A 21,365-nucleotide genomic window follows, 5' to 3' on the forward strand; every position below is an offset into this window, starting at 1 on the left:
GTGCTTAACTGCCTGCGACTAGCGCAGATCCTTAACAGCGACGTGGTCCATGTCATCGAAGACCTGGTTTTCACCGACCATACCCCAGATAAAGGTATAAGCTTTCGTTCCCACGCCAGAGTGGATGGACCAGCTTGGCGAAATGACCGCCTGCTCGTTGTGCATCACGATATGGCGAGTTTCCTGCGGCTGTCCCATCATGTGGAACACGCAGGCATCTTCATCCATGTTGAAGTAGAAATAGACTTCCATGCGGCGCTCGTGGGTATGGCACGGCATGGTGTTCCACAGGTTGCCCGGCGCAAGCTCGGTCAGCCCCATGCTGAGCTGGCAAGTTTCCAGCACATCCGGTACGAAGTATTTATTGATGGTGCGGCGGTTGCTGGTGAGGTTGTCACCAAGGGTCACCGGGGCAACGTCCGCTGGCGTGACTTTTTTGGTTGGGTAAGTCGTATGAGCCGGGGCGCAGTTGTAGTAGAACTTCGCCGGTTTGCAGCCATCGATGCTGGCGAACACCACTTCTTTCGCGCCTTTGCCGACGTACAGCGCGTCACGGTGACCAATTTCGTAGCACTGGCCATCGACGGTTATGGTGCCCGGCCCGCCAATGTTAATCACGCCCAGTTCACGGCGTTCGAGGAAGTAGCTCACGCCCAGCTGTTTGCCCACTTCACCGCCCACGGAGACGGTTTTCGCCACCGGCATAATCCCGCCCACAATAATGCGGTCAATATGGCTGTAGACCATGGTGTACTTGTCGGCTTCGAACACTTGCTCAACTAAAAACTCACTGCGCAGCCCCTGAGTATCCAGCGTTTTTGCGTGCGCACTGTGGATGCTTTGTCTGACGTCCACGTAAACCTCCAGAATTGATCGTGCCCGAAGGCAAAGATGAATAACGAAACAATGTTCCGTTTTCGTGATGAACACATATTATCCCCTGTACATGGGGTTTTCAATTACATTTAAAACAACGTTTCATTTTTTCTGTATGTTTATGCCAGAAATGGTGTTTCGATCACGATAAATCTTTAAGCCCCTCAATCTGGTTAAAGAAACTGAGAATTTGCGCTGTCAGTCACACATAATGAAACGATGTTTTGATAATTTAACACCTAGTTTTCAACCTACATTACGCGTTCAAAGGAGTGCATTATGGCTAAAGGTATGCGGGTCAAGCTGAACTACGAGGTCAGCCGCGATCCGGATACAGGCGTGGAAGTTACCCGCCTGACCCCACCGGAAGTAACCTGTCATCGCAACTACTTTTACCAGAAGTGCTTCTTTAACGATGGCAGCCACCTGCTGTTCGCCGGGGAGTTCGACGGTCACTGGAACTATTACCTGCTGGATCTGAAAAACGCCGAAGCGGTGCAGCTGACCGAAGGCGCGGGCGATAACACCTTTGGCGGGTTCCTCTCTCCGGACGATCAATCCCTCTACTATGTGAAAAACGATCGCACCCTGCTTGAGGTGGATTTACAGACGCTGGCAGAGCGCGAAGTGTACCGCGTCCCGGAAGAGTGGGTTGGCTACGGCACCTGGGTCGCGAACAGCGACTGCACCAAACTGGTAGGTATTGAGATTGCCAGACGTGACTGGACGCCACTCAACGACTGGAAAATTTTCCACGACTTCTTCCACAAAGGGCCGCACTGCCGCCTGCTGCGCGTTGATCTAAAAACGGGTGAAAGCACCACCATCCATGACGAGAAGATCTGGCTGGGACATCCGATTTATCGCCCGTTCGATGACAATACCGTGGCCTTCTGTCATGAAGGGCCACACGACCTGGTTGACGCCCGCATGTGGCTGGTCAACGAAGATGGCAGCAACGTGCGGAAAGTGAAAACGCACGCGGAAGGGGAAAGCTGCACGCATGAATTTTGGGTGCCGGACGGGTCCGCGCTGATCTACGTCTCTTACCTGAAAGGTCAGCAAGGTCGTACCATCTCCCGCTTCAATCCGGACACCGGCGTGAATGAAGCGGTAATGAACATGCCCGCCTGTTCGCACCTGATGAGCAACGTTGACGGCACCATGCTGGTTGGCGACGGTTCCGGCACGCCTGTCGATGTGAAAGACACCGGCGGCTACACCATTGATAACGATCCTTATCTGTATGCCTTTGACGTGGCGAAGAAAGCCTATTACCGCATTGCCCGTCATGACACTTCCTGGGCTACGGTGGCGAACAGCCGCCAGGTAACCCACCCGCATCCGTCCTTCACGCCGGACGAAAAAGCGGTGCTGTACAGTTCCGATAAAGACGGCAAACCAGCCCTCTATATCGCGAAACTCCCCGAGCAACCTGAAATGTTGCATGCCTGAATGAGTTAGTGTTTCTGTAACTGGCCTTGCCCTCCGATTCGGAGGGCTTTTTTTTGGGTGATTGCGGCGCTTTTTGCCGGGTGGCGCTAACGCTTACCCGGCCTACGAAACGACTGATTGGAGAGAAAGTGTAGCCGGGTAAGCGCATCGCCATCCGGCATACGAAACGACGGAGTGGAAGGAAAGTGTAGGCCGGATAAGCGCAGGGCCACCCGGCATACGAAACGACGGAGTGAAGGAAAGTGTAGGCCGGGTAAGCGCAGGGCCACCCGGCATACGAAACGACGGAGTGGAAGGAAAGTGTAGGCCGGGTAAGCGCAGGGCCACCCGGCATACGAAACGACGGAGTGGAAGGAAAGTGTAGGCCGGGTAAGCGAAGCGCCACCCGGCGGTTTTTAGCGAAGAAGCTGGATTATCAGAAGGAGTACGCCACGCCTAAACGGAAACGGGTCTGGCGTTCGTCAGTGTCTTTAACCCCCACGTTGCCCACCTCAACATACGGTGCCCAGTTTTTATCCCATTTGTAGGCCAGCTTGGCGTTATATTCATTGGAATAATCTTTATTGTTATTTCGGGCCACGCCTTCAGAGCTTTTCGCGTAAACATAGTTCAGCTCGGTACGCCAGTCACCTAATACCCAACCGACCCACGCATCACCACGGTTAACTTTATCATCGTCCTTATTTGAGCTTGACGGGTAGCGGGTATATTCATAACGGTAACGCGCGGCCACGTAGAAGCCATTATCGAAACTATATTGCACATGCAGATTCGGTTTATAAATGGTACGACTGTCTGTGCTTTCAATCGTAAACGCAGGCGTCAGGGCGATATTGTCTGTCGCTTTCCAGCGCCAGCTAATCTGATCTTCGTGGCCGTTCCCCACCACATCCGCGAATGGCTGATCTGCCTTGTCCCCGCCTGATTTCCACTTCGCCTCGACTGAAAAACCGAAGCCATTGTCAAAGCGGTGCGAGACGGCAACACGGTCGGCATTCGAGCCGCTGTCAATATATTCGTGACGCAGATCGACGGTAACGGCGCTAGCCGCAAAAGAGGCACTAATAAGGGAAGCAAGGAGCAGAGATTTCTTAAACATGAAAAAACCCTCAATTAAAATAACGTTTCGTTTTTATGAAACTTGAGTTTATTTTTTATGCACCGTTATTTTAGTGACAAGGATCGAAATTATTTGTTTCATTTTTTTTGGCAAAGATCGACGTGAACCTCATCAACAAAAAAGGCGTATAACGCATAAATTCCAGGCGTGAGATCACACTAAGAACTTCACAAAGCGAATAATTCACCGCGCAATAATTATTGTGGGCTTAAGAAAGAACTCAGAAGTGTTAAAAAAGGATTCTGCGGACATAAAAAAACCTCCCGAGGGAGGCTTTCTGTGCGCAGAGGGGGAAATTACCGTTCGATAGCCAGGGCTACCCCCTGCCCTCCGCCAATGCAGAGCGTTGCGATCCCTTTTCGGGCGTTACGCTTTTTCATTTCGTGGACTAGCGACACCAGAATGCGGCAGCCGGAAGCGCCAATAGGATGACCAAGCGCGATCGCACCGCCGTTGACGTTGACCCGTAGCGGATCCCATTCCAGCATTTTCCCGACCGAGATCGCCTGTGCAGCAAAGGCTTCATTGACTTCAATCAGATCTACATCGTTCAGCTGCCAGCCCGCCCGCTCAAGACAGCGGCGCGTGGCATAGACCGGGGCGATCCCCATTAACGCAGGATCAACACCCACGCTGGCAAACGCTTTGATGCGCGCCAGCACCGGCAGCGCCAGCTCCTGGGCTTTGCTTTCACTCATCATCATCACCGCCGCCGCACCGTCGTTAATGGATGATGCGTTACCTGCCGTTACAGAACCGAGCGTTTCGAAGGCCGGATCGAGTTTTGCCAGCCCTTCTGCGCTGGCATCGGTGCGCGGCTGCTCGTCGGTATCAACGATGAGCGCTTCGCCGTTCTGGCGTTGGGTACTGACCGGGACAATTTCATCGCGAAAACGGCCGGAGTCGATCGCTGCACGCGCTTTTTGCTGCGAGCTAAGCGCATACGCATCCTGAAGCTCGCGGCTGATGCCGTATTCCCGCGCCAGGTTTTCCGCCGTTACGCCCATATGGTAGTCGTTGAAGGCGTCCCACAGCCCGTCATGAACCAGGCTGTCAAGCAGTTGACTGTTCCCGAGCTGCGCGCCGGTCCGGCTGTCGGTCAGGACATGCGGGGCGCGGCTCATGTTTTCCTGCCCTCCGGCAATGACCACGTCCGCTTCACCGCACTGGATGGCCTGCGTCGCAAGATGGAGCGCTTTCAAACCTGAACCACAGACGTCGTTGATGGTAATCGCCGAAACGGTGTTAGGCAGGCCGCCTTTCAGCGCCGCCTGGCGCGCAGGGTTTTGTCCCGCGCCAGCGGTCAGCACCTGGCCGAGGATCACCTCATCAATTTCATGTGCGGCAACCCCGCTGCGTTCCACCAGCGCTCTTACCACCACGCTGCCGAGATCAACCGCAGAGTGACGCGCAAGCGCTCCCTGAAAACAGCCGATAGCCGTACGTAACGCACCCACTATAACGACATCTTTCATCACGACCTCTGTGCAAAATGACATGACGATAGTAGAGGATTGTTATCAACAATTGACGCAAATGTTTAAAATTAGTGAGTTTAGTCACAGGATTATCGTGCGTCCTGCAAGTACTGGCGCAGCCAGCTTCCGGCGACGCCGGGCGGGGTTCTTTTGTTCCATACCAGATCGATGGCAATCGACCTCGGCCAGCCCGGCACGTTCAGCTGCACCAGCGATTTCGATGCGGCAAATTCGTCGACCAGCGCGCAGGGTAACGCGCACCAGCCAAAGCCCTGTACCGCCATGCTCAGCAGCAGCAGGTAGTTCGGCGCAGACCAGACCGGCCCGCGCGCAAGGGGCGCTTCCCGTTCAAGATAGGTACTCAGCCGCAGCTCGCGCCAGCCATGCAGCTCGTCCGCCTGCGTCTCATGTTGCCCTGCCAGAGGATGTCCGGCAGAAACGTAAATAGCCATCCGCGTCTGCATAGGCAGGCGGGTCGCGCCAATATCGGTCGGGTAGCTGTCGCGTGCTTCCGTCAGGCCAATTTGCGCCCGCTCCTTTTGCAGCAGATCGATCACGTCCTCCTCTTCCCCAATCAGACACTCGAATTCGGTGTGCGGAAAACGCTGGTCGAACTGGCTCATCATCTCTTCCAGTACGGCCGGGTTAAGCGTATCGGAGAGAACAAAGGTAAAACGCGCCTCCGTTTGCGCCGTTAAGGATACGGCCAGCTCATCAAGGCGCGCGCTGGCGGCGAGGATTGACTGGACATAGCCCAGCACCTGTTCACCCTGGGCGGTTAACACCGGGTGACGGCCCGAGCGATCAAACAGCTCAAAGCCAAGGTCAGCTTCAAGGTTGGCGATGGAGGTGCTGATGGTGGACTGGCTTTTACGCAGCCGTCGTGCCGCAGCTGAAAACGAACCTGCAGCGACAGTTTCAACAAACGCGGTCAGTGCTTCGGGAGAATAACGCATGATGTATCTACTTTATCGATGGATACCATCTTTTATATATCACCTTAAGCGATAAGAATAGGCCGCATCAACGCCCATACTGGCGTCTATATGAGGTAAATATGCAACATCAGGATGCACTCCAACGTAAATTGCCGGAGCGGATCTTCCATGCCGTCTGTTTTGAAGGTATTGCTACGGCGATCCTCGCCCCTACGGCCGCGTGGCTAATGCAGCGCTCGGTGGTTGAAATGGGGGGTCTCACTATTATTCTGGCGACCACGGCAATGCTCTGGAACATTATCTATAACTTTGGCTTCGACCGTTTCTGGCCCGTTCAGCGGGTGAAGCGCACGGCAAAAGTGCGCGCCCTGCATGCGCTGGGTTTTGAATGCGGCTTTATTGTGATTGGCGTAACCATCGTTGCCGCCGTGCTGGGCGTGACGCTGCTCCAGGCCTTCACGCTGGAGATTGGTTTCTTCCTGTTCTTCCTGCCGTACACCATGCTCTACAACTGGGCGTATGACACCCTGCGGGAGAAAATTATCAAGCGCCGCCAGCAACGTCGCGCCCTGGCAAGCGAATGACCTTCCGGCCGGAGACCTTCTCCGGCCCAACCCCAGCGAAGCAACGGCGACCTCAACGCATAATTATGGTAAATTGCACTCCTTTTTGTTCGTTTTATAGTTGATACGTTGCTCTAATGTCGAAAATTTGGTCAAAAGAAGAGACTCTCTGGAGTTTCGCCCTCTACGGCACTGCCGTGGGCGCAGGAACCCTGTTCTTGCCCATTCAGCTCGGCTCTGCTGGCGCAATTGTCCTGCTGATCACCGCCCTTGTGGCGTATCCCTTAACCTACTGGCCGCATAAAGCGCTGGCGCAATTTATTCTGTCGTCGAAGACGAAAGGCAACGAAGGGATCACCGGTGCCGTTTCCCATTACTACGGCAAAAAGATCGGCAACCTCATCACCACGCTCTATTTCGTGGCCTTCTTTGTGGTGGTTCTGATTTACGCGGTGGCGATAACCAACTCACTTACTGAACAGCTGGCGAAACGGATGACGGTGGATACCAGCGTGCGGATGCTGGTGAGCTTTGGCGTGGTGCTGATTTTGAATCTGATCTTCCTGATGGGGCGGCACATCACCATTAAGGTGATGGGTTTCCTTGTCTTTCCGCTGATCGCCTATTTCCTGTTTGTCTCGCTGTATCTGACGGGCAGCTGGCAGCCGTCGCTGCTGACCAGCCAGATGGCCTTCGACCAGCATACGCTGCACCAGGTGTGGATATCGATCCCGGTGATGGTTTTCGCTTTTAGCCATACCCCGATCATCTCGACCTTCGCCGTAGATCGTCGCGAGAAATACGGTGAAGAGGCTATGGGTAAATGCAAAAAAATCATGAAAGTCGCGTACCTGATCATCTGCCTCAGCGTGCTGTTCTTTGTGTTCAGCTGCCTGCTTTCGATTCCACCGTCCTATATCGTGGCGGCAAAAGAGGAAGGGGTGACGATCCTGTCCGCGCTGTCGATGATGCCTTCGTCCCCGGCATGGCTGGGCATTTCCGGCATTATCGTGGCAATTATAGCGATGTCGAAATCGTTCCTTGGCACCTATTTTGGCGTGATTGAAGGGGCAACGGAAATTGTGAAATCGTCGCTGAATCAGGTGGGTGTGAAGAAAAGTCGTGCCTTTAACCGCGCGGTTTCGATTCTCGGCGTGTCGCTGATTACCTTTGCGGTCTGCTGCATCAACCCGAATGCGATCTCCATGATTTACGCCATCAGCGGTCCGCTTATCGCCATGATCCTGTTCATCATGCCGACGCTGTCGGCGTACCTGATCCCGTCGTTAAAACCGTACCGCTCCATCGGTAACCTGCTGACGCTGATTGTGGGTGTGCTGTGTGTGTCGGTGATGTTTGTCGGTTGAGTGTGCTGCCCGGCGCAATGCCGGGCATCTGTTTTACGCCCGAATATCGTCATACTCCCGCGTATTATCAAACTCATGCTTCGCAAACGGACACAGCGGGATAATTTTACGGTTCTCCCCGCGCATCTTCTCTACCACCTTTGCCACCAGCTGTTTACCCACTCCCTGCCCTTTCAGGCTCGGATCCACATCGGTGTGCTCGATGATGCTCAGATGCTCGCCGGTCGGGACAAAGACGATCTCCGCAACCTGATTGCCTTCGGCGTCGTTGACATAAAACTTGTTATGGCCTTCAAGAATATCCATGGTTCCTCACTTATTTTAGGCGGTACTTCAGCGCACCGCTCGGGCAGGTATCAATTACGCGTGCAACAGTTTCTGCATCCACTTCATCCGGTGCAATCCAGGGTTTACGCTTCAGGTCGAACAGCGCCGCGCTGCCGCGTACGCAGTTGCCCGAGTGTTTGCAGATCCCTGTGTTGAAGTAGACATCGATTTTCTCACCGGTATAGGCCCGGTACCCTGCATCCAGTAGCTCCTGATCCATGACATTGCCTCTGTAATTATTGTGGTGACAAATGCAGCATACCCTCACCCGATCCGCCTGACCACGTCAAAAACGACGATCGGATACACTGTTTCGGCTCGTTATTTTACTTTTCGCTTAAGACTATTCCGATTATAAAGAATCAGGTCGGCAAGATATATTTTTGCGCTACGTCAATTCTTGTAATCATTTCCGCCGCGTTCACATTAAGATTATTAGCTAAGCGGAATCCTAACGACACAAGTTATTTATCCCTAAGCAATGGATTTACTTCCAATTTTCAAAAAACGTAACGAAGCGGTATTTTCCCCGCATCTCTGGAAATGGCGCAAAACAACCCAGACAGGAAATTTGACTCTTCTCACATAACGACTAATGTTAATTTCTGAACGACAACTGATACGAATTACTTATCGTATCACCTGACATAAACGCAACATGAGGGTTGATATATGGCAGAGCAACATCGTGGTGGTTCCGGTAATTTCGCGCAAGACCGTGAAAAAGCATCAGAAGCTGGACGTAAAGGCGGCCAGCACAGCGGCGGTAATTTCAAAAACGATCCGCAACGCGCATCTGAAGCGGGTAAGAAAGGGGGACAGAACAGTCACGGCGGGGGCCGTAAATCTGATAACTCCTGATCTTATTTAAAGCTCTTATAAATATACCGAGAGCATGCTGCGGGCCTGTCGGCTCGCAGTACCTTCCCTTTATTTCACTGGAGCGAATATATGAATATGAAAACTGTTGAAGATGTATTTATTCACCTGTTATCCGATACCTACAGCGCTGAGAAGCAGCTGACCCGCGCGCTAAGCAAGTTAGCCCGTGCCGCATCAAGCGAGAAGCTGAGCGCTGCGTTCACGGCTCACCTTGAGGAGACGCAGGGACAGATCGAACGTATCGATCAGATTATTGAGCAGGAATCCGGCCTCAAGCTGAAGCGCATGAAATGCGTTGCAATGGAAGGCTTAATTGAAGAAGCCAACGAAGTTATTGAGAGCACTGAGAAAAACGAAGTGCGTGATGCTGCATTAATTGCCGCCGCACAGAAAGTCGAACACTACGAAATTGCCAGCTATGGCACCCTGGCCACCCTGGCTGAACAATTAGGCTATAAAAAAGCCGTTAAACTTCTTGCAGAAACGCTGGAAGAAGAAAAAGAAACCGATCTCAAATTAACCGATCTGGCTGTCGGCAATATTAATCAAAAAGCCCAGAAAGGATAAATAAAAATTTGATGAGCATCAGCACCAACAATTAACCAGAAAATAAATCACAGGAGTTAATTATGAATCATGTAGAACACTACCATGATTGGCTACGCGATGCCCATGCGATGGAAAAGCAAGCCGAATCCATGCTGGAATCAATGGCCAGCCGTATTGATAATTATCCCGACTTACGTGCACGAATTGAACAACACGTTAATGAAACTAAACACCAAATTACCGTGCTGGAAGAAATTCTCGACCGCAATGATATTTCCCGTTCGGTCATAAAAGATTCCATGAGCAAAATGGCGGCGCTCGGCCAGTCCATTGGCGGCATGTTCCCTTCCGACGAAATTGTTAAAGGCTCCATCAGCGGCTACGTTTTTGAGCAGTTTGAAATTGCCTGCTACACCTCTCTGCTGGCCGCGGCCAAACAAGCGGGCGATACCGCCTCCATTCCAGCCATTGAATCCATTCTGGAAGAAGAGCGCCAGATGGCGGACTGGCTGATTCAACATATTCCACAGACGACGGAACAGTTCCTGCTGCGCTCCGACGCGGACGGCGTTGAAGCGAAAAAATAACGGAAGAGGGAGAAACTATGTTTCGACACGTAAAACAGCTGCAATACACAGTACGCGTAGCCGAACCGAATCCGGGTCTGGCTAATCTTCTGCTTGAGCAGTTTGGCGGGCCACAGGGCGAACTTGCCGCGGCATGTCGTTACTTTACGCAAGGATTGAGCGACGACGATCCCGGTCGTAAAGATATGCTGATGGATATCGCGACCGAGGAGTTAAGTCACCTGGAAATTATCGGCACCCTGGTGGGTATGCTTAATAAGGGTGCGAAAGGTGAACTGGCGGAAGGCGTTGAAAATGAAGCGGAGCTGTACCGGTCCATGACCGAAAACGGCAATGATAGTCATATCACTTCCCTGCTCTACGGGGGCGGTACTCCGCTCACTAACTCCGCAGGCGTACCGTGGACGGCGGCGTACGTGGATACCATTGGCGAACCCACCGCGGATCTGCGCTCTAACATTGCGGCCGAGGCGCGCGCCAAAATTATCTACGAACGGCTTATTAACGTAACGGACGATCCAGGTGTTAAAGATGCGCTGGCGTTTTTAATGACGCGTGAGGCAGCACACCAGCTTTCGTTTGAGAAGGCGCTCCAGTCGATCCGTAACAACTTCCCACCGGGTAAATTGCCTCCAATCGAAGAGTACACCAACAAGTACTACAATATGTCTGAGGGGGGAGAAGTTCGCGGAAGCTGGAACAGCGACAAGCATTTCGACTACGTGGAATCTCCTCAGCCAGCGGTCGATGGCGGTGACGGCGGCGCAAGCGTAACGCTCACAACAGAGCAGGCTACGCTGGTCAAAGCAATGTGCGCACGTACGAAATCCGATCCTAAAGCCGATCCGCTTACCGGTGCCGAGCTTGGCGCGGGTAAGAAAAAACCGTAACCGGTTTTGCCAGGCAGCCTGAGGCTGTCTGGCAATGCCTTGTGGGCTATCAGTTCCAGAGGTACGGAGCATGTTCGAGCTTGATGCGTTTCATCTGGCCAGGATACAGTTCGCCTTTACCGTCTCTTTCCATATTCTCTTTCCGGCAATCACCATCGGGCTTGCGAGCTATCTGGTGGTTCTCGAGGGCATGTGGCTTCGCACAAAAAATGATGTCTGGCGCTCGCTTTACCATTTCTGGCTGAAAATTTTCGCCGTTAACTTTGGTATGGGCGTGGTTTCCGGGCTGGTAATGGCTTACCAGTTTGGGACTAACTGGAGCGGATTTTCCCAGTTCGCAGGCAGCATAACCGGCCCTCTGCTCACTTATGAAGTCTTAACCGCCTTCTTCCTCGAAGCCGGTTTCCTGGGCGTGATGTTGTTCGGCTGGAACAAGGTCGGCCCCGGCCTGCACTTCTTTGCCACCTGCATGGTGGCGCTGGGCACGCTGATGTCCACCTTCTGGATCCTCGCCTCCAACAGCTGGATGCACACCCCGCAGGGCTTCAGTATTCAGAACGGTCAGGTCATTCCCGAAGACTGGCTGGCCATTATTTTTAACCCCTCATTCCCTTACCGTCTGATCCATATGTCCATCGCCGCCTTCCTGTGCAGCGCCTTGTTTGTGGGCGCGTCCGGGGCATGGCATCTGCTGCGCGGCAACGACACGCCCGCTATTCGCAAAATGTTCTCCATGGCCATGTGGATGGCGCTGCTGGTCGCGCCCATCCAGGCAGTCGTTGGGGATATGCACGGCCTGAATACGCTTGAGCATCAGCCTGCCAAAATCGCCGCGATTGAAGGCCACTGGGAAAATCCGCCCGGCGAGGCTACCCCGCTGCTGCTGTTCGGCGTACCGGATATGGAGGAGGAGCGCACCAAATACGGGCTTGAAATTCCGGCGCTCGGCAGCCTGATCCTGACGCACAGCCTGGATAAACAGGTCCCGGCGCTGAAAGATTTCCCGAAAGAGGACCGCCCGAACTCGCTCATCGTCTTCTGGTCTTTCCGCATTATGGTCGGCATGGGGCTGCTGATGATTACGCTTGGCGTGCTGAGCGTCTGGCTGCGCTATCGCCGCCGACTCTATCACTCGCGACCATTCCACTGGTTTGCCCTGTGCATGGGGCCAGCCGGACTGCTTGCGCTGCTCGCCGGGTGGGTCACTACCGAAGTGGGCCGCCAGCCGTGGGTCGTCTACGGCTATCTGCGCACGATAGATGCGGTGTCTCTGCACAGCACGTTGCAGATGAGCATCAGCCTGCTGGCTTTTATCGTGGTCTACTGTTCGGTATTTGGCGTGGGTTATGTTTATCTCGCCCGGTTGATAAAGAAAGGGCCGCAGCCTGTCGGCACGCTAACGTCTAATACGTCGGGCACCCCTGCCCGTCCGCTGTCCGCCGCCGAGTCTGTTCCGGAAGAGGAGAAGATCTGATGGGCGTCGATATTCCGGTCATCTGGTTTGCCATTATTGTCTTCGCCACGCTGATGTACATCATCATGGACGGTTTCGATCTCGGTATCGGCATGCTGTTCAGCTTTGTGGGCGATGCCAAAGAGCGCGACGTAATGGTGAACAGCGTCGCACCGGTCTGGGACGGAAATGAAACCTGGCTGGTTCTCGGCGGCGCAGGGTTGTTCGGCGCGTTTCCGCTGGCCTACGCGGTGATTATCGATGCCCTGACCATCCCGCTGACGGCCATGCTGATCGGGCTCATATTCCGCGGCGTGGCATTTGAGTTTCGCTTTAAGGCGACCCCTTCCCACCGCAAATTCTGGGACTATTCTTTTGCTGGCGGTTCCCTGCTGGCAACCTTCAGCCAGGGGATCGTGGTCGGCGCGATGATCAACGGCTTTGACGTGGAAGGGCGACGCTTTGTGGGCTCCTCGCTGGACTGGTTAACCCCGTTTAACCTGTTCTGCGGGCTGGGTTTGATTGTCGCCTATACCCTGCTGGCTACCACATGGCTGATCATGAAAAGCGAAGGCGCGCTGCAAAACCGGATGCGTGAGCTGACCCGGCACGTGCTGCTGGCCCTGATCGCCGTTATTGCGGTGGTGAGTATCTGGACCCCGCTCGGCTGGCAGTTTGTCGCCGAGCGCTGGTTTACACTGCCTAACTTCTTCTGGTTCCTGCCGGTTCCGGTTCTGGTGGCGGTATTCAGCCTGTGGATCTGGCGGCTGACGCGCAATCCCGACAGCCATGCCCGTCCGTTCCTGTTAACGCTGGGCCTGATTTTCCTCGGCTTTAGCGGACTGGGCATCAGCCTGTGGCCACACATTATCCCGCCGCACATCACCCTGTGGGAAGCCGCCGCGCCGCCTGCCAGCCAGCTGTTTATGCTGATCGGCACGCTGTTAATCATCCCGGTGATCCTGGTTTACACCGCCTGGAGCTACTACGTCTTCCGGGGCAAAGTGTCTGATACCGAAGGTTATCACTAAGGATTGCTATGGCAGGCTGGCATACACGCGCCATTATTTACCAGATTGATACCGCCCTGTTTTACGATCTTAACGGCGATGGCTGTGGCGACATCGCCGGGATCGCCGCGAAGTTGCGCTACATCCGCCGGATGGGCGCGACGGTTATCTGGATCACCCCGTTTTACCTCACCCCTTTTCTCGATGAAGGCTATGACGTAAGCGACCATTTGCAGGTCGATCCCCGCTTCGGCAAGCTCAACGATATCATCGCCTTTATTGAACAGGCGCGGGAGCTGGGGATGAAGGTCATTATTGAGCTGCTGATCCAGCACACCTCGGATGCGCATCCCTGGTTTCAGCAAGCCCGCCGCAACCCGCAGTCACCCTACCGTGACTATTATCTCTGGTCTGACACGGACGAGGACGATACGCCACCGATGTTCCCCGGCGTGGAAAAGAGCGTCTGGACATGGGACGACGAAGCGGGGCAATACTACCGGCATATGTTTTATCACCACGAGCCGGATCTCAATCTGGCCTCCCCGGCGGTGCTGAAGGAGGTTGAGAACATCATCATCTTCTGGCTAAAGCTCGGGGTGTCGGGCTTTCGCCTGGATGCAGCGTCGCACCTGACAAAACAGGCCGGGCGTGGAGATGAAAAACGCGGCCTGTGGATCCTGGAGCATCTGCGCCGTCTTATCGAGCAGCGTAATCCGGACGCGATCCTGCTCGGCGAAGTCGACGTGGAGGTCGACACCTACAAAGATTATTTTGGTCAGAATGACCGGCTCAACCTGGTGCTGAATTTCTGGCTCAATAAGTACTTTTACGTCAGCCTTGCAGAGAAGAGCGCACGACCGCTGCGCAACGCGGTGAAAAAGATGATTGTGCCGCCGGACTCCTGCTGTTTTGCCAACTGGCTGCGCAATCATGATGAGCTGGATCTGGAAGGGATAGGCAAAAAAGCGAAGCAGACCGTCATTGATGCCTTCGCCCCTGATGAAGAGATGAGCGTGTATCAGCGAGGGATCCGCCGCCGTCTGGCGCCGATGCTTAAGGGCGATCGAAAGCGGCTGGCCTTTTGCCATGCGGTCTTGTTTTCGCTGCCTGGCGTACCGGTCATGCGCTACGGGGATGAAATTGGAATGGGCGATGATTTAGATCTGGAGGAGCGTTACGCCGTACGCACCCCGATGCAGTGGGCCGGATCGCAGGGCGGCGGTTTCTCAGATGCCGACCCGGAAACCTTTATCGCCCCAATGATTGACCATGGTCCGTACCGCTATCAAAAAATCAACGTGGCGGATTCGCTGTTGCACCGCAACTCCCTCCTGCACTGCATTATCGATATCGCCAATACGCGCTCGGAGTTTCCTGAGATCGGCGTCGCGCCGTTTCGTCTTATTACTATCGACAACGATGCGGTACTGGGGATCTATTACGAAACCGACACGCGCAGCATTCTGACCTTCGTTAACTTCAGCGATAAGCCCGTTAATTTTACCGCCAGAGGGATCCGGCATGCGACCTGGACCGCATGCCTGGCGGACAAACGCTACGACGACGCGCTGGTATGCGGCAAAACCGTCGCGCTTAACCTCAGCGGCTATGGCTACCGCTGGTTCTGGACCGATCGTACCGCACTGCGCTGATTATCGTCTCCGCGAGAGGAGCAGACGCGCCACGATCGCGCCCGTGACGGCGAGGGAGCCGAGCAGCACTTTCCCCGGCATGCCGGAGGTAACGCTGGTGGCGCGCTCTTTTGCTTCGTCGGTGAAATGCCCGTGGATTTTATGCAGATCGTTAACCGGCTGATCCAGATAGTCCTGACGGTCATCCGCATTTAGCGTATCGGTCATCTGCCCTTCCCAGGCCTTTTTAACCATCAGCCGGTCCAGAAAACCGGGGAAAAGAAACTGCCCGACAATCGACTGGACGGTGCTGCTGCCCACCCATAGCTCCCGCACCGGTTTCTGCGCCACCTTAAAAATAGCGCTGGCAGCCACTTCCGGCTGAAACACGGGAGGAACCGGGCGCATCGCCCAGGCAAATTTATTCCTCGCCCACTCGAACTGCGGCGTATTGAGGCCCGGCATCTGTACCATTGCGATCTGCACCCGGCTGTTTTCATGCATCAGCTCGGTGCGTACGGCATCGGTAAATCCGCGGATCGCGGCCTTCGCGCCACAGTAGGCTGACTGCAAGGGAATGGAACGGTAGGCCAACGCGGAGCCAACCTGAATAATCGTTCCGCGATCGCGAGGGGTCATTAACTCCAGCGCGGCGCGGGTGCCGTTAACATAGCCCAGATAGGTCACCTCGGTGACGCGGCGAAACTCCTCCGGGGACATGGTGCGAAACGGCGCCAGCATCCCGCCCATGGCGTTATTCACCCACACATCGATGGCTCCAAGCCGGTATTCAATTTCGTTAGCAGCATCGGTCACCGCCTTGCTGTCCGCCACGTCGGCCTGAACGGCACACGCGTTGATCCCGAAACGGCGCAACTCCTCTTCTGTGGAGCGCAGGCTCTGCTCATCGCGGGCAATAATGCCTACATCGTAGCCCGCTTTAGCAAAGTGCAGCGCCGTGGCTTTCCCCACGCCCGCCGTACCGCCGGTAATAACGATAACAGCCATAGCCTTTCCCCTTGTCTCAGACGTTATCCCATCCGGAGAGTATTTCGATCAGTTCAGACAGCGAATAACGCACCGCTTTTTCCACCACATCCTGACATTCACCGGAAAACAGCACGGTGCGGGTTTCCGTCTGTCCGCGAATATTCCAGCCGAAGCAGACCGTACCGGCTGCCGTGCCATCGTCTCCGCCTTCCGGTCCCGCATAGCCGCTGATGGCAACACCAATATCCGCCTCGGCAATATCGCGAATTTTAGCGGCCATCTCAGTAACCGTTTGTTCACTGACGGCGGTGAAGCGCTCAATCGTTTCGTGCCGCACGCCGAGGATCCTCTCCTTCGCCGCATCGCTGAACACCACCATGCCAACATCATAAAATTCCGCCGTGTTCTCTTCGGCACAAAGCGCAACCGCGAGATTACCGCCGGTGCAGGACTCCGCCGTGGTTAGACGCAGTCCTCTTTCTGTGAGCGTCGTGGCAAGCTTTTTCGTCAGCTCGCTGATGGTCGTATTATTATCGTGAATAAGGTTGCTCATGGATGTGCCCCTTAGTTAATTTTCTTCAGGAATAATTGAAATATGGCCGTTACGCTCAAGGATCGCGTACTTAATATCCTTTAATTCCGTTATGCCGTGGTTCTGCCGTGCTGAAACCAATATATCATCGCAGGATACATCGACTTTTTTCAGTTTATCCGCAATGGGAATACCATTCTCTACCAATATCACCGGGGTGCCATCAAGAACATTCTCAACAGAAGAAGAATATTTTTTAATCAGGCCAAAAATAATATCCACCACCACCAGCGTTGTTATTGTAATCATCGCACCGGTGACGGAAAAATCTTCGCCCAGTAGCGCCTGCTGTGTCGCCTCACTGATAATTAAGAGCAAAATAAGGTCAAAGCTGGTCATTTGCAGCAGGGCGCGCCGTCCGGCGACTTTAAACACGATCACCAGAAACAGGTATATTGCCAGGGCACGAAAAACCATGTCCATATTCGACTCCTAGGGGTAAATAAACTGCCAGAAGCGGATATCTGGCCCGTTGTTTACGCGGATGCTGTTTGTCCATTTCCCTGCTTTTGTCGGCGTGATGAACAGCAGGACGGTGAACTTATCGCTCTGTTTCAGATTGTCGTAAACGAGAAACAGGGTGTTCCCCCGGCTATACATGCTGTCCGGCTGCGGCCAGACGCTGCCCGGCTCATATACGTCGCTGCTTTCGCTGGTCAGGCTGAGAATATATTTACCCTCAGACGTCACCGGAAACGTCAGCGTCATCCGCGATTCGGTCTGGCGGCGGCCGAAGCGCTCATAGCTCAGGTTCAAGGATTTTGCTTCGTTTGTTTTCTCCACGTCGCTAACCGCACCGCTGGAAAACAGGCCGGCTAACGCGGCCACGATAATACCTAACAGTACAATAAAACCCACCTGACGAAATGCATACTCAAACGTCAGTAAACGATAACTCTCTTTTATCCCAGGCACTTTTTCATTTTTTGGTTCCATGGCTTTTGTCACCGTTTCGCTTAATTGCCGAAATTTTTGATTTTTCTACGCAAATGCTTTTAAGACTTATCACATTTGCCACATAAAGGAATAGCAACAATACTTAATAAGTCAAGACATCCAAAATGAAGGATATCAGATGAAATTATCAGTGATTTCAGCCTTGTTAATATTAATTATCCCTTCCGCATGGGCAGATAATAACGGCGGGTTACAAAAGGGTGAAGCGCCGCCACCGCCGCACGCCCTGGACAGTGGTTATCGTGGTACCGATGATGCGCGCATTATGACCATTACTCAGGCGAAAGAGATGCATGATGGCGCCTCTATTTCACTGCGCGGCAATCTTATTGATGGCAACGGCGATAAATACGTATTCCAGGATAAAACCGGGAAAATCGACGTTATTATCCCGAAAGCCGTATTTGACGACAGAACCGTGGAACCTGACAACATGATCAGTATTAGCGGCTCGCTCGATAAAAAATCATCCCCACCCGTAGTGCGGGTCAGCCACTTGCAAAAATAATTCAGCGAAGCGTTAACGCTGTAACTATCCATCAAATCTCACCCCTAACAAGGAGTTAGCTATGAGTGATAATGAACAACGTACGAACGCTTACCCAACGCCACCTTTCCCGGAGCAGCCCCAGACGCCACCGGGCCTGGCCTCTGAAATGGACCCTGTTCCCGATCACGGCGAGACAAGCTACAAAGGGCATGGCCGGCTTACCGGTAAGAAGGCGCTAATTACCGGGGGCGATTCTGGCATCGGACGCGCGGTAGCCATTGCCTATGCCCGCGAAGGGGCAGATGTCGCCATTAACTATTTGCCGGAAGAGGAAGAAGACGCTGCGGAAGTGATCGCCCTGATTAAAGCGGAAGGACGGAATGCCGTCGCGCTACCGGGCGATGTGCGGGACGAAACTTTTTGTCAGAACCTGGTGGAACAGGCCGTCGGAAAACTGGGCGGGCTGGACATCCTGGTGAATAACGCAGGCCGACAGCAGTACCGTGAGACGCTGGAAGAACTGACCACTGAAGATTTTGACGCGACCTTTAAAACAAACGTCTATGCGCCTTTCTGGATCACAAAGGCGGCGTTGCGCCACATGAAAGCTCCCGCTTCCATCATTAACACCTCATCTGTACAGGCGGTAAAACCGAGCGCCGTACTGCTTGACTATGCGCAGACCAAAGCCTGTCTCGCGGTATTTACCAAAGCGCTGGCGAAACAGTTGGGTCCGAAAGGGATCCGCGTGAACGCGGTAGCGCCCGGACCTTACTGGACCGTGCTCCAGCCCAGCGGTGGGCAGCCACAGGAAAAAGTGAAACATTTTGGCGAGAGTACCCCTCTGGGACGCCCGGGACAGCCCGTGGAGATCGCACCGCTGTATGTCACTCTGGCCTCGGATGAGTGTTCATACACCTCCGGGCAGGTCTGGTGTTCAGACGGCGGGGATGGCGTCATCTAGCGCTCAAGCAGCGCAGAGTGTAGGCCGGGTAAGGCGAAGCCGCCACCCGGCAAATTGTTGCTGGCGAATGCTAAAAGGCTGCGAAAGCAGCCTTTTTTACATTTAAGGGGTGACGACAGGAAACCAGAAACTGAAGCTCTCCATGCAGCGCAGCATTTCGTCTACCTTCGCGGCGTTGCCGACGATCGTCACCTCTCCTGCCTGTTGCGCCTTTTTCAGCGTGGTTTCCTTAAGGATGATTTTGTTCAGCGTTTCGCGGCTGAGCGTAATGGTTGCATCCGGATCTTCTGCCTGGATATTGGCACTGTGGTTTAGCACACCATTCTCCAGCTCCAGCTTATACCTGCCGCCCTCGCGGCCTAAATCAACGTTAAAAACGCCTCTGGCATTCGCCGCTCTGACGCCGTTAAGATGAACGCCGAAGTAGTCAAAAATCATCTCAGTCGACATGGCACGGACCGCATCCGGGCTGGCGGTTTTGGGCGTCGGCTTTATCTTCACGCCGTTACGCAACTCTTGCGCACCGGTGAGGTAGGCGTTACGCCACGGCCCTGACTCCGCATGGTATCCCAGCTGTTCAAACGCATCGGCTTCCAGTTCGCGCGCCGCCTTATTATTCGGATCGGCAAAAACGACTTTACTGACCACCTGAGCCACCCAGCGATAATTCCCCCGGGCATAATCGACACGGGCTTTTTCAAGGATTGCGCGGGCTCCGCCCATGTAATCGACATACTTTTTCGCCGCCTCGACCGGAGGCAGTTCATCGAGCGTCGCCGGATTGCCGTCGAACCAGCCAAGATAGTAGACATAGGTGGCTTTGACGTTGTTGCTTACCGAGCCGTAATAGCCACGGCCTGCCCAGGATTTAGCCAGCCCGTAGGGCAGGGCGAAATTTGCGGCTATTTCATCCCTCGTCAGCCCCTTATTCGCCAGTCTGAGCGTCTGGTCGTTGATATAGCGGTAGATATCACGCTGGCTTTTCATCAGCTTCACCACTTTTTTGTTACCCCACGTGGGCCAGTGGTGCTGAGCGATAATGATTTCCGCTTTATCACCCCAACGATCGATGGCGTTATTGATGTACTTTGACCATGCCAGCGGATCGTGTATTTTCGCCCCGCGCAGCGAGTAGGTATTGTGCAGGGTGTGAGTGACGTTCTCTGCTGCTTCGATCAGCTTTTTCTCTTCCACATACCAGAGCATTTCAGACGGCGCTTCCGATTCCGGCGTCAGCATAAAGTCATAGATGAGACCGTCAATGACCTCTTTCTGCTCCTCTTCGGTAATAGAGTGAGTGGGCGCGATGAGCGTGACCGTTCCGGCTGAGGTGGTAGTCCCCAGACCTGCCCCCACCTGCCCCTTCACACCGGGTTTCAGCAGGTTTCCGTGGATATAGCTGGCACGGCGGCTCATGGCGTTTCCGGCCATGATATTTTCCGATACCGCCTCTTCCATAAAACCGGCTGGCGCATAGACTTTCACTTTGCCGGACATTACCCCGGCTTCATCAATTACGCCACGCACGCCGCCATAATGATCGACGTGGCTATGGGTATAAATAACGGCAACAACCGGACGTTTGCCGCGATGCTTAACGTAAAGATCCATGCCCGCTTTAGCCGTTTCCGCAGACACCAGCGGATCGATAACCGTGATCCCCTCTTTGCCCTCTATGATTGTCATATTCGACAGATCGAGGTTGCGGATCTGGTAGACGCCTTCCGTGACTTCAAACAGACCGCCGATATTATTCAGCTGCGCCTGACGCCACAGGCTCGGGTTGACGGTATCCGGCGCTTTTTGCCCTTCTTTGATAAAAGCGTATTTCTGGGGATTCCAGATAACGGCGCCTTTTTCACCTTTGATCACCGCAGGTGGCAGCGGGGCAATAAAGCCTTTATGCGCATTTCGGAAATCGGTTTTATCAAAAAAGGGCAGTTGACCATAAAGTGCATCATTCATTTGTTTCGTATGGGCAGTGGCTTCCTTCACCTCCTTTTGTGCCAGGACAGGCAATGAGATCAACGAGGCCAATAGCAGACCAGCAACGGCCATCGCACTAACGAGAGTTTTAAATTTCATACATCCTCGAGGCGTCATATTCACGCTGGCGGTACATGGGGGGAAAGGAGGCTATCACCGGGCTTTTCTTTTACCTATGGAAATAACGTTTATAAATAAATAAGTTTATTCTTTCGTCGCTGCGGCCTTCAGGGATAATGCTGAGTCCAATTATTTCC

23 protein-coding genes are annotated in these 21,365 nt (G+C 53.9%); 12 read left to right on the plus strand and 11 right to left on the minus strand.

Annotated features, from left to right (window positions below; translation table 11 throughout):
- Nucleotides 1-18 precede the first annotated feature (18 nt).
- Complete coding sequence (gene kduI / locus ACQG2Q_RS18875) at nt 19-855, minus strand: 5-dehydro-4-deoxy-D-glucuronate isomerase (RefSeq protein ID WP_023306864.1); 837 nt, start codon at nt 853-855, stop codon at nt 19-21.
- Between the two features lie 300 nt (nt 856-1,155).
- Here kduI and ACQG2Q_RS18880 point away from each other — a divergent pair, with 300 nt between their 5' ends.
- Nucleotides 1,156-2,331 carry an oligogalacturonate lyase family protein gene (locus tag ACQG2Q_RS18880; RefSeq protein ID WP_023298524.1) on the plus strand — a complete coding sequence of 392 codons (1,176 nt, stop codon included), beginning with the start codon at nt 1,156-1,158 and terminating at the stop codon, nt 2,329-2,331.
- Between the two features lie 415 nt (nt 2,332-2,746).
- On the opposite strand, the gene ACQG2Q_RS18885 is transcribed toward ACQG2Q_RS18880, so the two are convergent.
- The 3 genes from ACQG2Q_RS18885 to ACQG2Q_RS18895 form a co-directional block, all read right to left on the minus strand.
- Nucleotides 2,747-3,430: an oligogalacturonate-specific porin KdgM family protein gene (locus ACQG2Q_RS18885; RefSeq protein WP_003862842.1), complete on the minus strand. Its 684-nt coding sequence runs from the start codon at nt 3,428-3,430 to the stop codon at nt 2,747-2,749.
- 317 nt (nt 3,431-3,747) lie between these two features.
- Complete coding sequence (locus ACQG2Q_RS18890) at nt 3,748-4,926, minus strand: acetyl-CoA C-acetyltransferase (RefSeq protein ID WP_022649256.1); 1,179 nt, start codon at nt 4,924-4,926, stop codon at nt 3,748-3,750.
- 92 nt (nt 4,927-5,018) lie between these two features.
- The gene (locus tag ACQG2Q_RS18895; protein ID WP_032626067.1) at nt 5,019-5,885 is read right to left on the minus strand and encodes a LysR family transcriptional regulator; all 867 of its coding nucleotides are present in this window, start codon (nt 5,883-5,885) and stop codon (nt 5,019-5,021) included.
- A 101-nt stretch (nt 5,886-5,986) separates the two neighbouring features.
- Here ACQG2Q_RS18895 and ACQG2Q_RS18900 point away from each other — a divergent pair, with 101 nt between their 5' ends.
- Together ACQG2Q_RS18900 and ACQG2Q_RS18905 are read left to right on the plus strand one after the other, a co-directional pair.
- Nucleotides 5,987-6,451 carry a multidrug/biocide efflux PACE transporter gene (locus tag ACQG2Q_RS18900; protein WP_022651793.1) on the plus strand — a complete coding sequence of 155 codons (465 nt, stop codon included), beginning with the start codon at nt 5,987-5,989 and terminating at the stop codon, nt 6,449-6,451.
- 116 nt (nt 6,452-6,567) lie between these two features.
- Nucleotides 6,568-7,797 (plus strand): amino acid permease, encoded by a 1,230-nt coding sequence (locus ACQG2Q_RS18905; protein ID WP_063849469.1) that lies wholly within the window; start codon nt 6,568-6,570, stop codon nt 7,795-7,797.
- A 33-nt stretch (nt 7,798-7,830) separates the two neighbouring features.
- On the opposite strand, the gene ACQG2Q_RS18910 is transcribed toward ACQG2Q_RS18905, so the two are convergent.
- Nucleotides 7,831-8,103, minus strand: coding sequence for a GNAT family N-acetyltransferase (locus tag ACQG2Q_RS18910; protein WP_006811846.1), 273 nt, complete (start codon nt 8,101-8,103; stop codon nt 7,831-7,833).
- A gap of 10 nt (nt 8,104-8,113) precedes the next feature.
- Complete coding sequence (gene yjdI / locus ACQG2Q_RS18915; RefSeq protein WP_022649260.1) at nt 8,114-8,344, minus strand: 4Fe-4S mono-cluster protein YjdI; 231 nt, start codon at nt 8,342-8,344, stop codon at nt 8,114-8,116.
- Between the two features lie 452 nt (nt 8,345-8,796).
- Here yjdI and ACQG2Q_RS18920 point away from each other — a divergent pair, with 452 nt between their 5' ends.
- The 7 genes from ACQG2Q_RS18920 to ACQG2Q_RS18950 all read left to right on the plus strand — a co-directional run bounded on the left by ACQG2Q_RS18920 (nt 8,797) and on the right by ACQG2Q_RS18950 (nt 15,150).
- On the plus strand, nt 8,797-8,985 hold the full coding sequence (locus ACQG2Q_RS18920; RefSeq protein ID WP_022649261.1) for a general stress protein: 189 nt from the start codon (nt 8,797-8,799) through the stop codon (nt 8,983-8,985).
- A gap of 90 nt (nt 8,986-9,075) precedes the next feature.
- Entirely contained in the window at nt 9,076-9,573 is a 498-nt protein-coding gene (locus ACQG2Q_RS18925) for a ferritin-like domain-containing protein (RefSeq protein WP_003862851.1), read from the plus strand.
- Nucleotides 9,574-9,635: 62 nt separating this feature from the next.
- Nucleotides 9,636-10,142 (plus strand): ferritin-like domain-containing protein, encoded by a 507-nt coding sequence (locus ACQG2Q_RS18930; RefSeq protein WP_038416640.1) that lies wholly within the window; start codon nt 9,636-9,638, stop codon nt 10,140-10,142.
- A 17-nt stretch (nt 10,143-10,159) separates the two neighbouring features.
- The gene (locus ACQG2Q_RS18935; RefSeq protein ID WP_022649263.1) at nt 10,160-11,032 is read left to right on the plus strand and encodes a manganese catalase family protein; all 873 of its coding nucleotides are present in this window, start codon (nt 10,160-10,162) and stop codon (nt 11,030-11,032) included.
- Nucleotides 11,033-11,102: 70 nt separating this feature from the next.
- Complete coding sequence (locus ACQG2Q_RS18940; RefSeq protein ID WP_003862857.1) at nt 11,103-12,506, plus strand: cytochrome ubiquinol oxidase subunit I; 1,404 nt, start codon at nt 11,103-11,105, stop codon at nt 12,504-12,506.
- Complete coding sequence (gene cydB, locus ACQG2Q_RS18945; RefSeq protein ID WP_022649265.1) at nt 12,506-13,516, plus strand: cytochrome d ubiquinol oxidase subunit II; 1,011 nt, start codon at nt 12,506-12,508, stop codon at nt 13,514-13,516. Before ACQG2Q_RS18940 ends, cydB begins: the two co-directional genes overlap by 1 nt.
- 8 nt (nt 13,517-13,524) lie before the next feature.
- Entirely contained in the window at nt 13,525-15,150 is a 1,626-nt protein-coding gene (locus ACQG2Q_RS18950) for an alpha-amylase family protein (protein WP_096216960.1), read from the plus strand.
- Here ACQG2Q_RS18950 and ACQG2Q_RS18955 read toward each other — a convergent pair whose 3' ends face one another.
- The 4 genes from ACQG2Q_RS18955 to ACQG2Q_RS18970 are packed head-to-tail and all read right to left on the minus strand — an operon-like array spanning nt 15,151 to nt 17,647.
- Entirely contained in the window at nt 15,151-16,137 is a 987-nt protein-coding gene (locus ACQG2Q_RS18955; RefSeq protein ID WP_023298529.1) for an SDR family oxidoreductase, read from the minus strand. It abuts the gene before it with no gap.
- A gap of 16 nt (nt 16,138-16,153) precedes the next feature.
- The gene (locus tag ACQG2Q_RS18960) at nt 16,154-16,672 is read right to left on the minus strand and encodes a 2-oxo-tetronate isomerase (protein ID WP_022649268.1); all 519 of its coding nucleotides are present in this window, start codon (nt 16,670-16,672) and stop codon (nt 16,154-16,156) included.
- 15 nt (nt 16,673-16,687) lie between these two features.
- Complete coding sequence (locus ACQG2Q_RS18965) at nt 16,688-17,134, minus strand: DUF421 domain-containing protein (protein WP_022649269.1); 447 nt, start codon at nt 17,132-17,134, stop codon at nt 16,688-16,690.
- 9 nt (nt 17,135-17,143) lie between these two features.
- Nucleotides 17,144-17,647: a hypothetical protein gene (locus ACQG2Q_RS18970; RefSeq protein WP_023298530.1), complete on the minus strand. Its 504-nt coding sequence runs from the start codon at nt 17,645-17,647 to the stop codon at nt 17,144-17,146.
- 139 nt (nt 17,648-17,786) lie between these two features.
- Between ACQG2Q_RS18970 and ACQG2Q_RS18975 the strand changes: the two genes are divergently transcribed.
- Both ACQG2Q_RS18975 and ACQG2Q_RS18980 read left to right on the plus strand, forming a co-directional pair.
- Nucleotides 17,787-18,176, plus strand: a complete 390-nt coding sequence (locus tag ACQG2Q_RS18975) for a YdeI family stress tolerance OB fold protein (RefSeq protein ID WP_022649271.1) — start codon at nt 17,787-17,789, stop codon at nt 18,174-18,176.
- Nucleotides 18,177-18,237: 61 nt separating this feature from the next.
- The gene (locus tag ACQG2Q_RS18980) at nt 18,238-19,122 is read left to right on the plus strand and encodes an SDR family oxidoreductase (RefSeq protein ID WP_022649272.1); all 885 of its coding nucleotides are present in this window, start codon (nt 18,238-18,240) and stop codon (nt 19,120-19,122) included.
- Between the two features lie 102 nt (nt 19,123-19,224).
- Here the strand turns inward: ACQG2Q_RS18980 and ACQG2Q_RS18985 are convergent, their stop codons facing one another.
- The gene (locus ACQG2Q_RS18985; protein WP_096216962.1) at nt 19,225-21,207 is read right to left on the minus strand and encodes an alkyl/aryl-sulfatase; all 1,983 of its coding nucleotides are present in this window, start codon (nt 21,205-21,207) and stop codon (nt 19,225-19,227) included.
- Nucleotides 21,208-21,365 lie beyond the last annotated feature (158 nt).

Origin of the sequence: Enterobacter cloacae complex sp. 370H10 (genome assembly GCF_050031535.1) — a bacterium.
GTDB classification, from domain to species: domain Bacteria; phylum Pseudomonadota; class Gammaproteobacteria; order Enterobacterales; family Enterobacteriaceae; genus Enterobacter; species Enterobacter intestinihominis.

Coding starts and splice junctions, on each gene's coding strand:
- ACQG2Q_RS18880 (WP_023298524.1), top strand. CDS start 1,156: ATGGCTAAAGGTATGCGGGTCAAGCTGAACTACGAGGTCAGCCGCGAT.
- ACQG2Q_RS18885 (WP_003862842.1), bottom strand. CDS start 3,430: ATGTTTAAGAAATCTCTGCTCCTTGCTTCCCTTATTAGTGCCTCTTTT.
- ACQG2Q_RS18890 (WP_022649256.1), bottom strand. CDS start 4,926: ATGAAAGATGTCGTTATAGTGGGTGCGTTACGTACGGCTATCGGCTGT.
- ACQG2Q_RS18895 (WP_032626067.1), bottom strand. CDS start 5,885: ATGCGTTATTCTCCCGAAGCACTGACCGCGTTTGTTGAAACTGTCGCT.
- ACQG2Q_RS18900 (WP_022651793.1), top strand. CDS start 5,987: ATGCAACATCAGGATGCACTCCAACGTAAATTGCCGGAGCGGATCTTC.
- ACQG2Q_RS18905 (WP_063849469.1), top strand. CDS start 6,568: ATGTCGAAAATTTGGTCAAAAGAAGAGACTCTCTGGAGTTTCGCCCTC.
- ACQG2Q_RS18910 (WP_006811846.1), bottom strand. CDS start 8,103: ATGGATATTCTTGAAGGCCATAACAAGTTTTATGTCAACGACGCCGAA.
- yjdI (WP_022649260.1), bottom strand. CDS start 8,344: ATGGATCAGGAGCTACTGGATGCAGGGTACCGGGCCTATACCGGTGAG.
- ACQG2Q_RS18920 (WP_022649261.1), top strand. CDS start 8,797: ATGGCAGAGCAACATCGTGGTGGTTCCGGTAATTTCGCGCAAGACCGT.
- ACQG2Q_RS18925 (WP_003862851.1), top strand. CDS start 9,076: ATGAATATGAAAACTGTTGAAGATGTATTTATTCACCTGTTATCCGAT.
- ACQG2Q_RS18930 (WP_038416640.1), top strand. CDS start 9,636: ATGAATCATGTAGAACACTACCATGATTGGCTACGCGATGCCCATGCG.
- ACQG2Q_RS18935 (WP_022649263.1), top strand. CDS start 10,160: ATGTTTCGACACGTAAAACAGCTGCAATACACAGTACGCGTAGCCGAA.
- ACQG2Q_RS18940 (WP_003862857.1), top strand. CDS start 11,103: ATGTTCGAGCTTGATGCGTTTCATCTGGCCAGGATACAGTTCGCCTTT.
- cydB (WP_022649265.1), top strand. CDS start 12,506: ATGGGCGTCGATATTCCGGTCATCTGGTTTGCCATTATTGTCTTCGCC.
- ACQG2Q_RS18950 (WP_096216960.1), top strand. CDS start 13,525: ATGGCAGGCTGGCATACACGCGCCATTATTTACCAGATTGATACCGCC.
- ACQG2Q_RS18955 (WP_023298529.1), bottom strand. CDS start 16,137: ATGGCTGTTATCGTTATTACCGGCGGTACGGCGGGCGTGGGGAAAGCC.
- ACQG2Q_RS18960 (WP_022649268.1), bottom strand. CDS start 16,672: ATGAGCAACCTTATTCACGATAATAATACGACCATCAGCGAGCTGACG.
- ACQG2Q_RS18965 (WP_022649269.1), bottom strand. CDS start 17,134: ATGGACATGGTTTTTCGTGCCCTGGCAATATACCTGTTTCTGGTGATC.
- ACQG2Q_RS18970 (WP_023298530.1), bottom strand. CDS start 17,647: ATGGAACCAAAAAATGAAAAAGTGCCTGGGATAAAAGAGAGTTATCGT.
- ACQG2Q_RS18975 (WP_022649271.1), top strand. CDS start 17,787: ATGAAATTATCAGTGATTTCAGCCTTGTTAATATTAATTATCCCTTCC.
- ACQG2Q_RS18980 (WP_022649272.1), top strand. CDS start 18,238: ATGAGTGATAATGAACAACGTACGAACGCTTACCCAACGCCACCTTTC.
- ACQG2Q_RS18985 (WP_096216962.1), bottom strand. CDS start 21,207: ATGAAATTTAAAACTCTCGTTAGTGCGATGGCCGTTGCTGGTCTGCTA.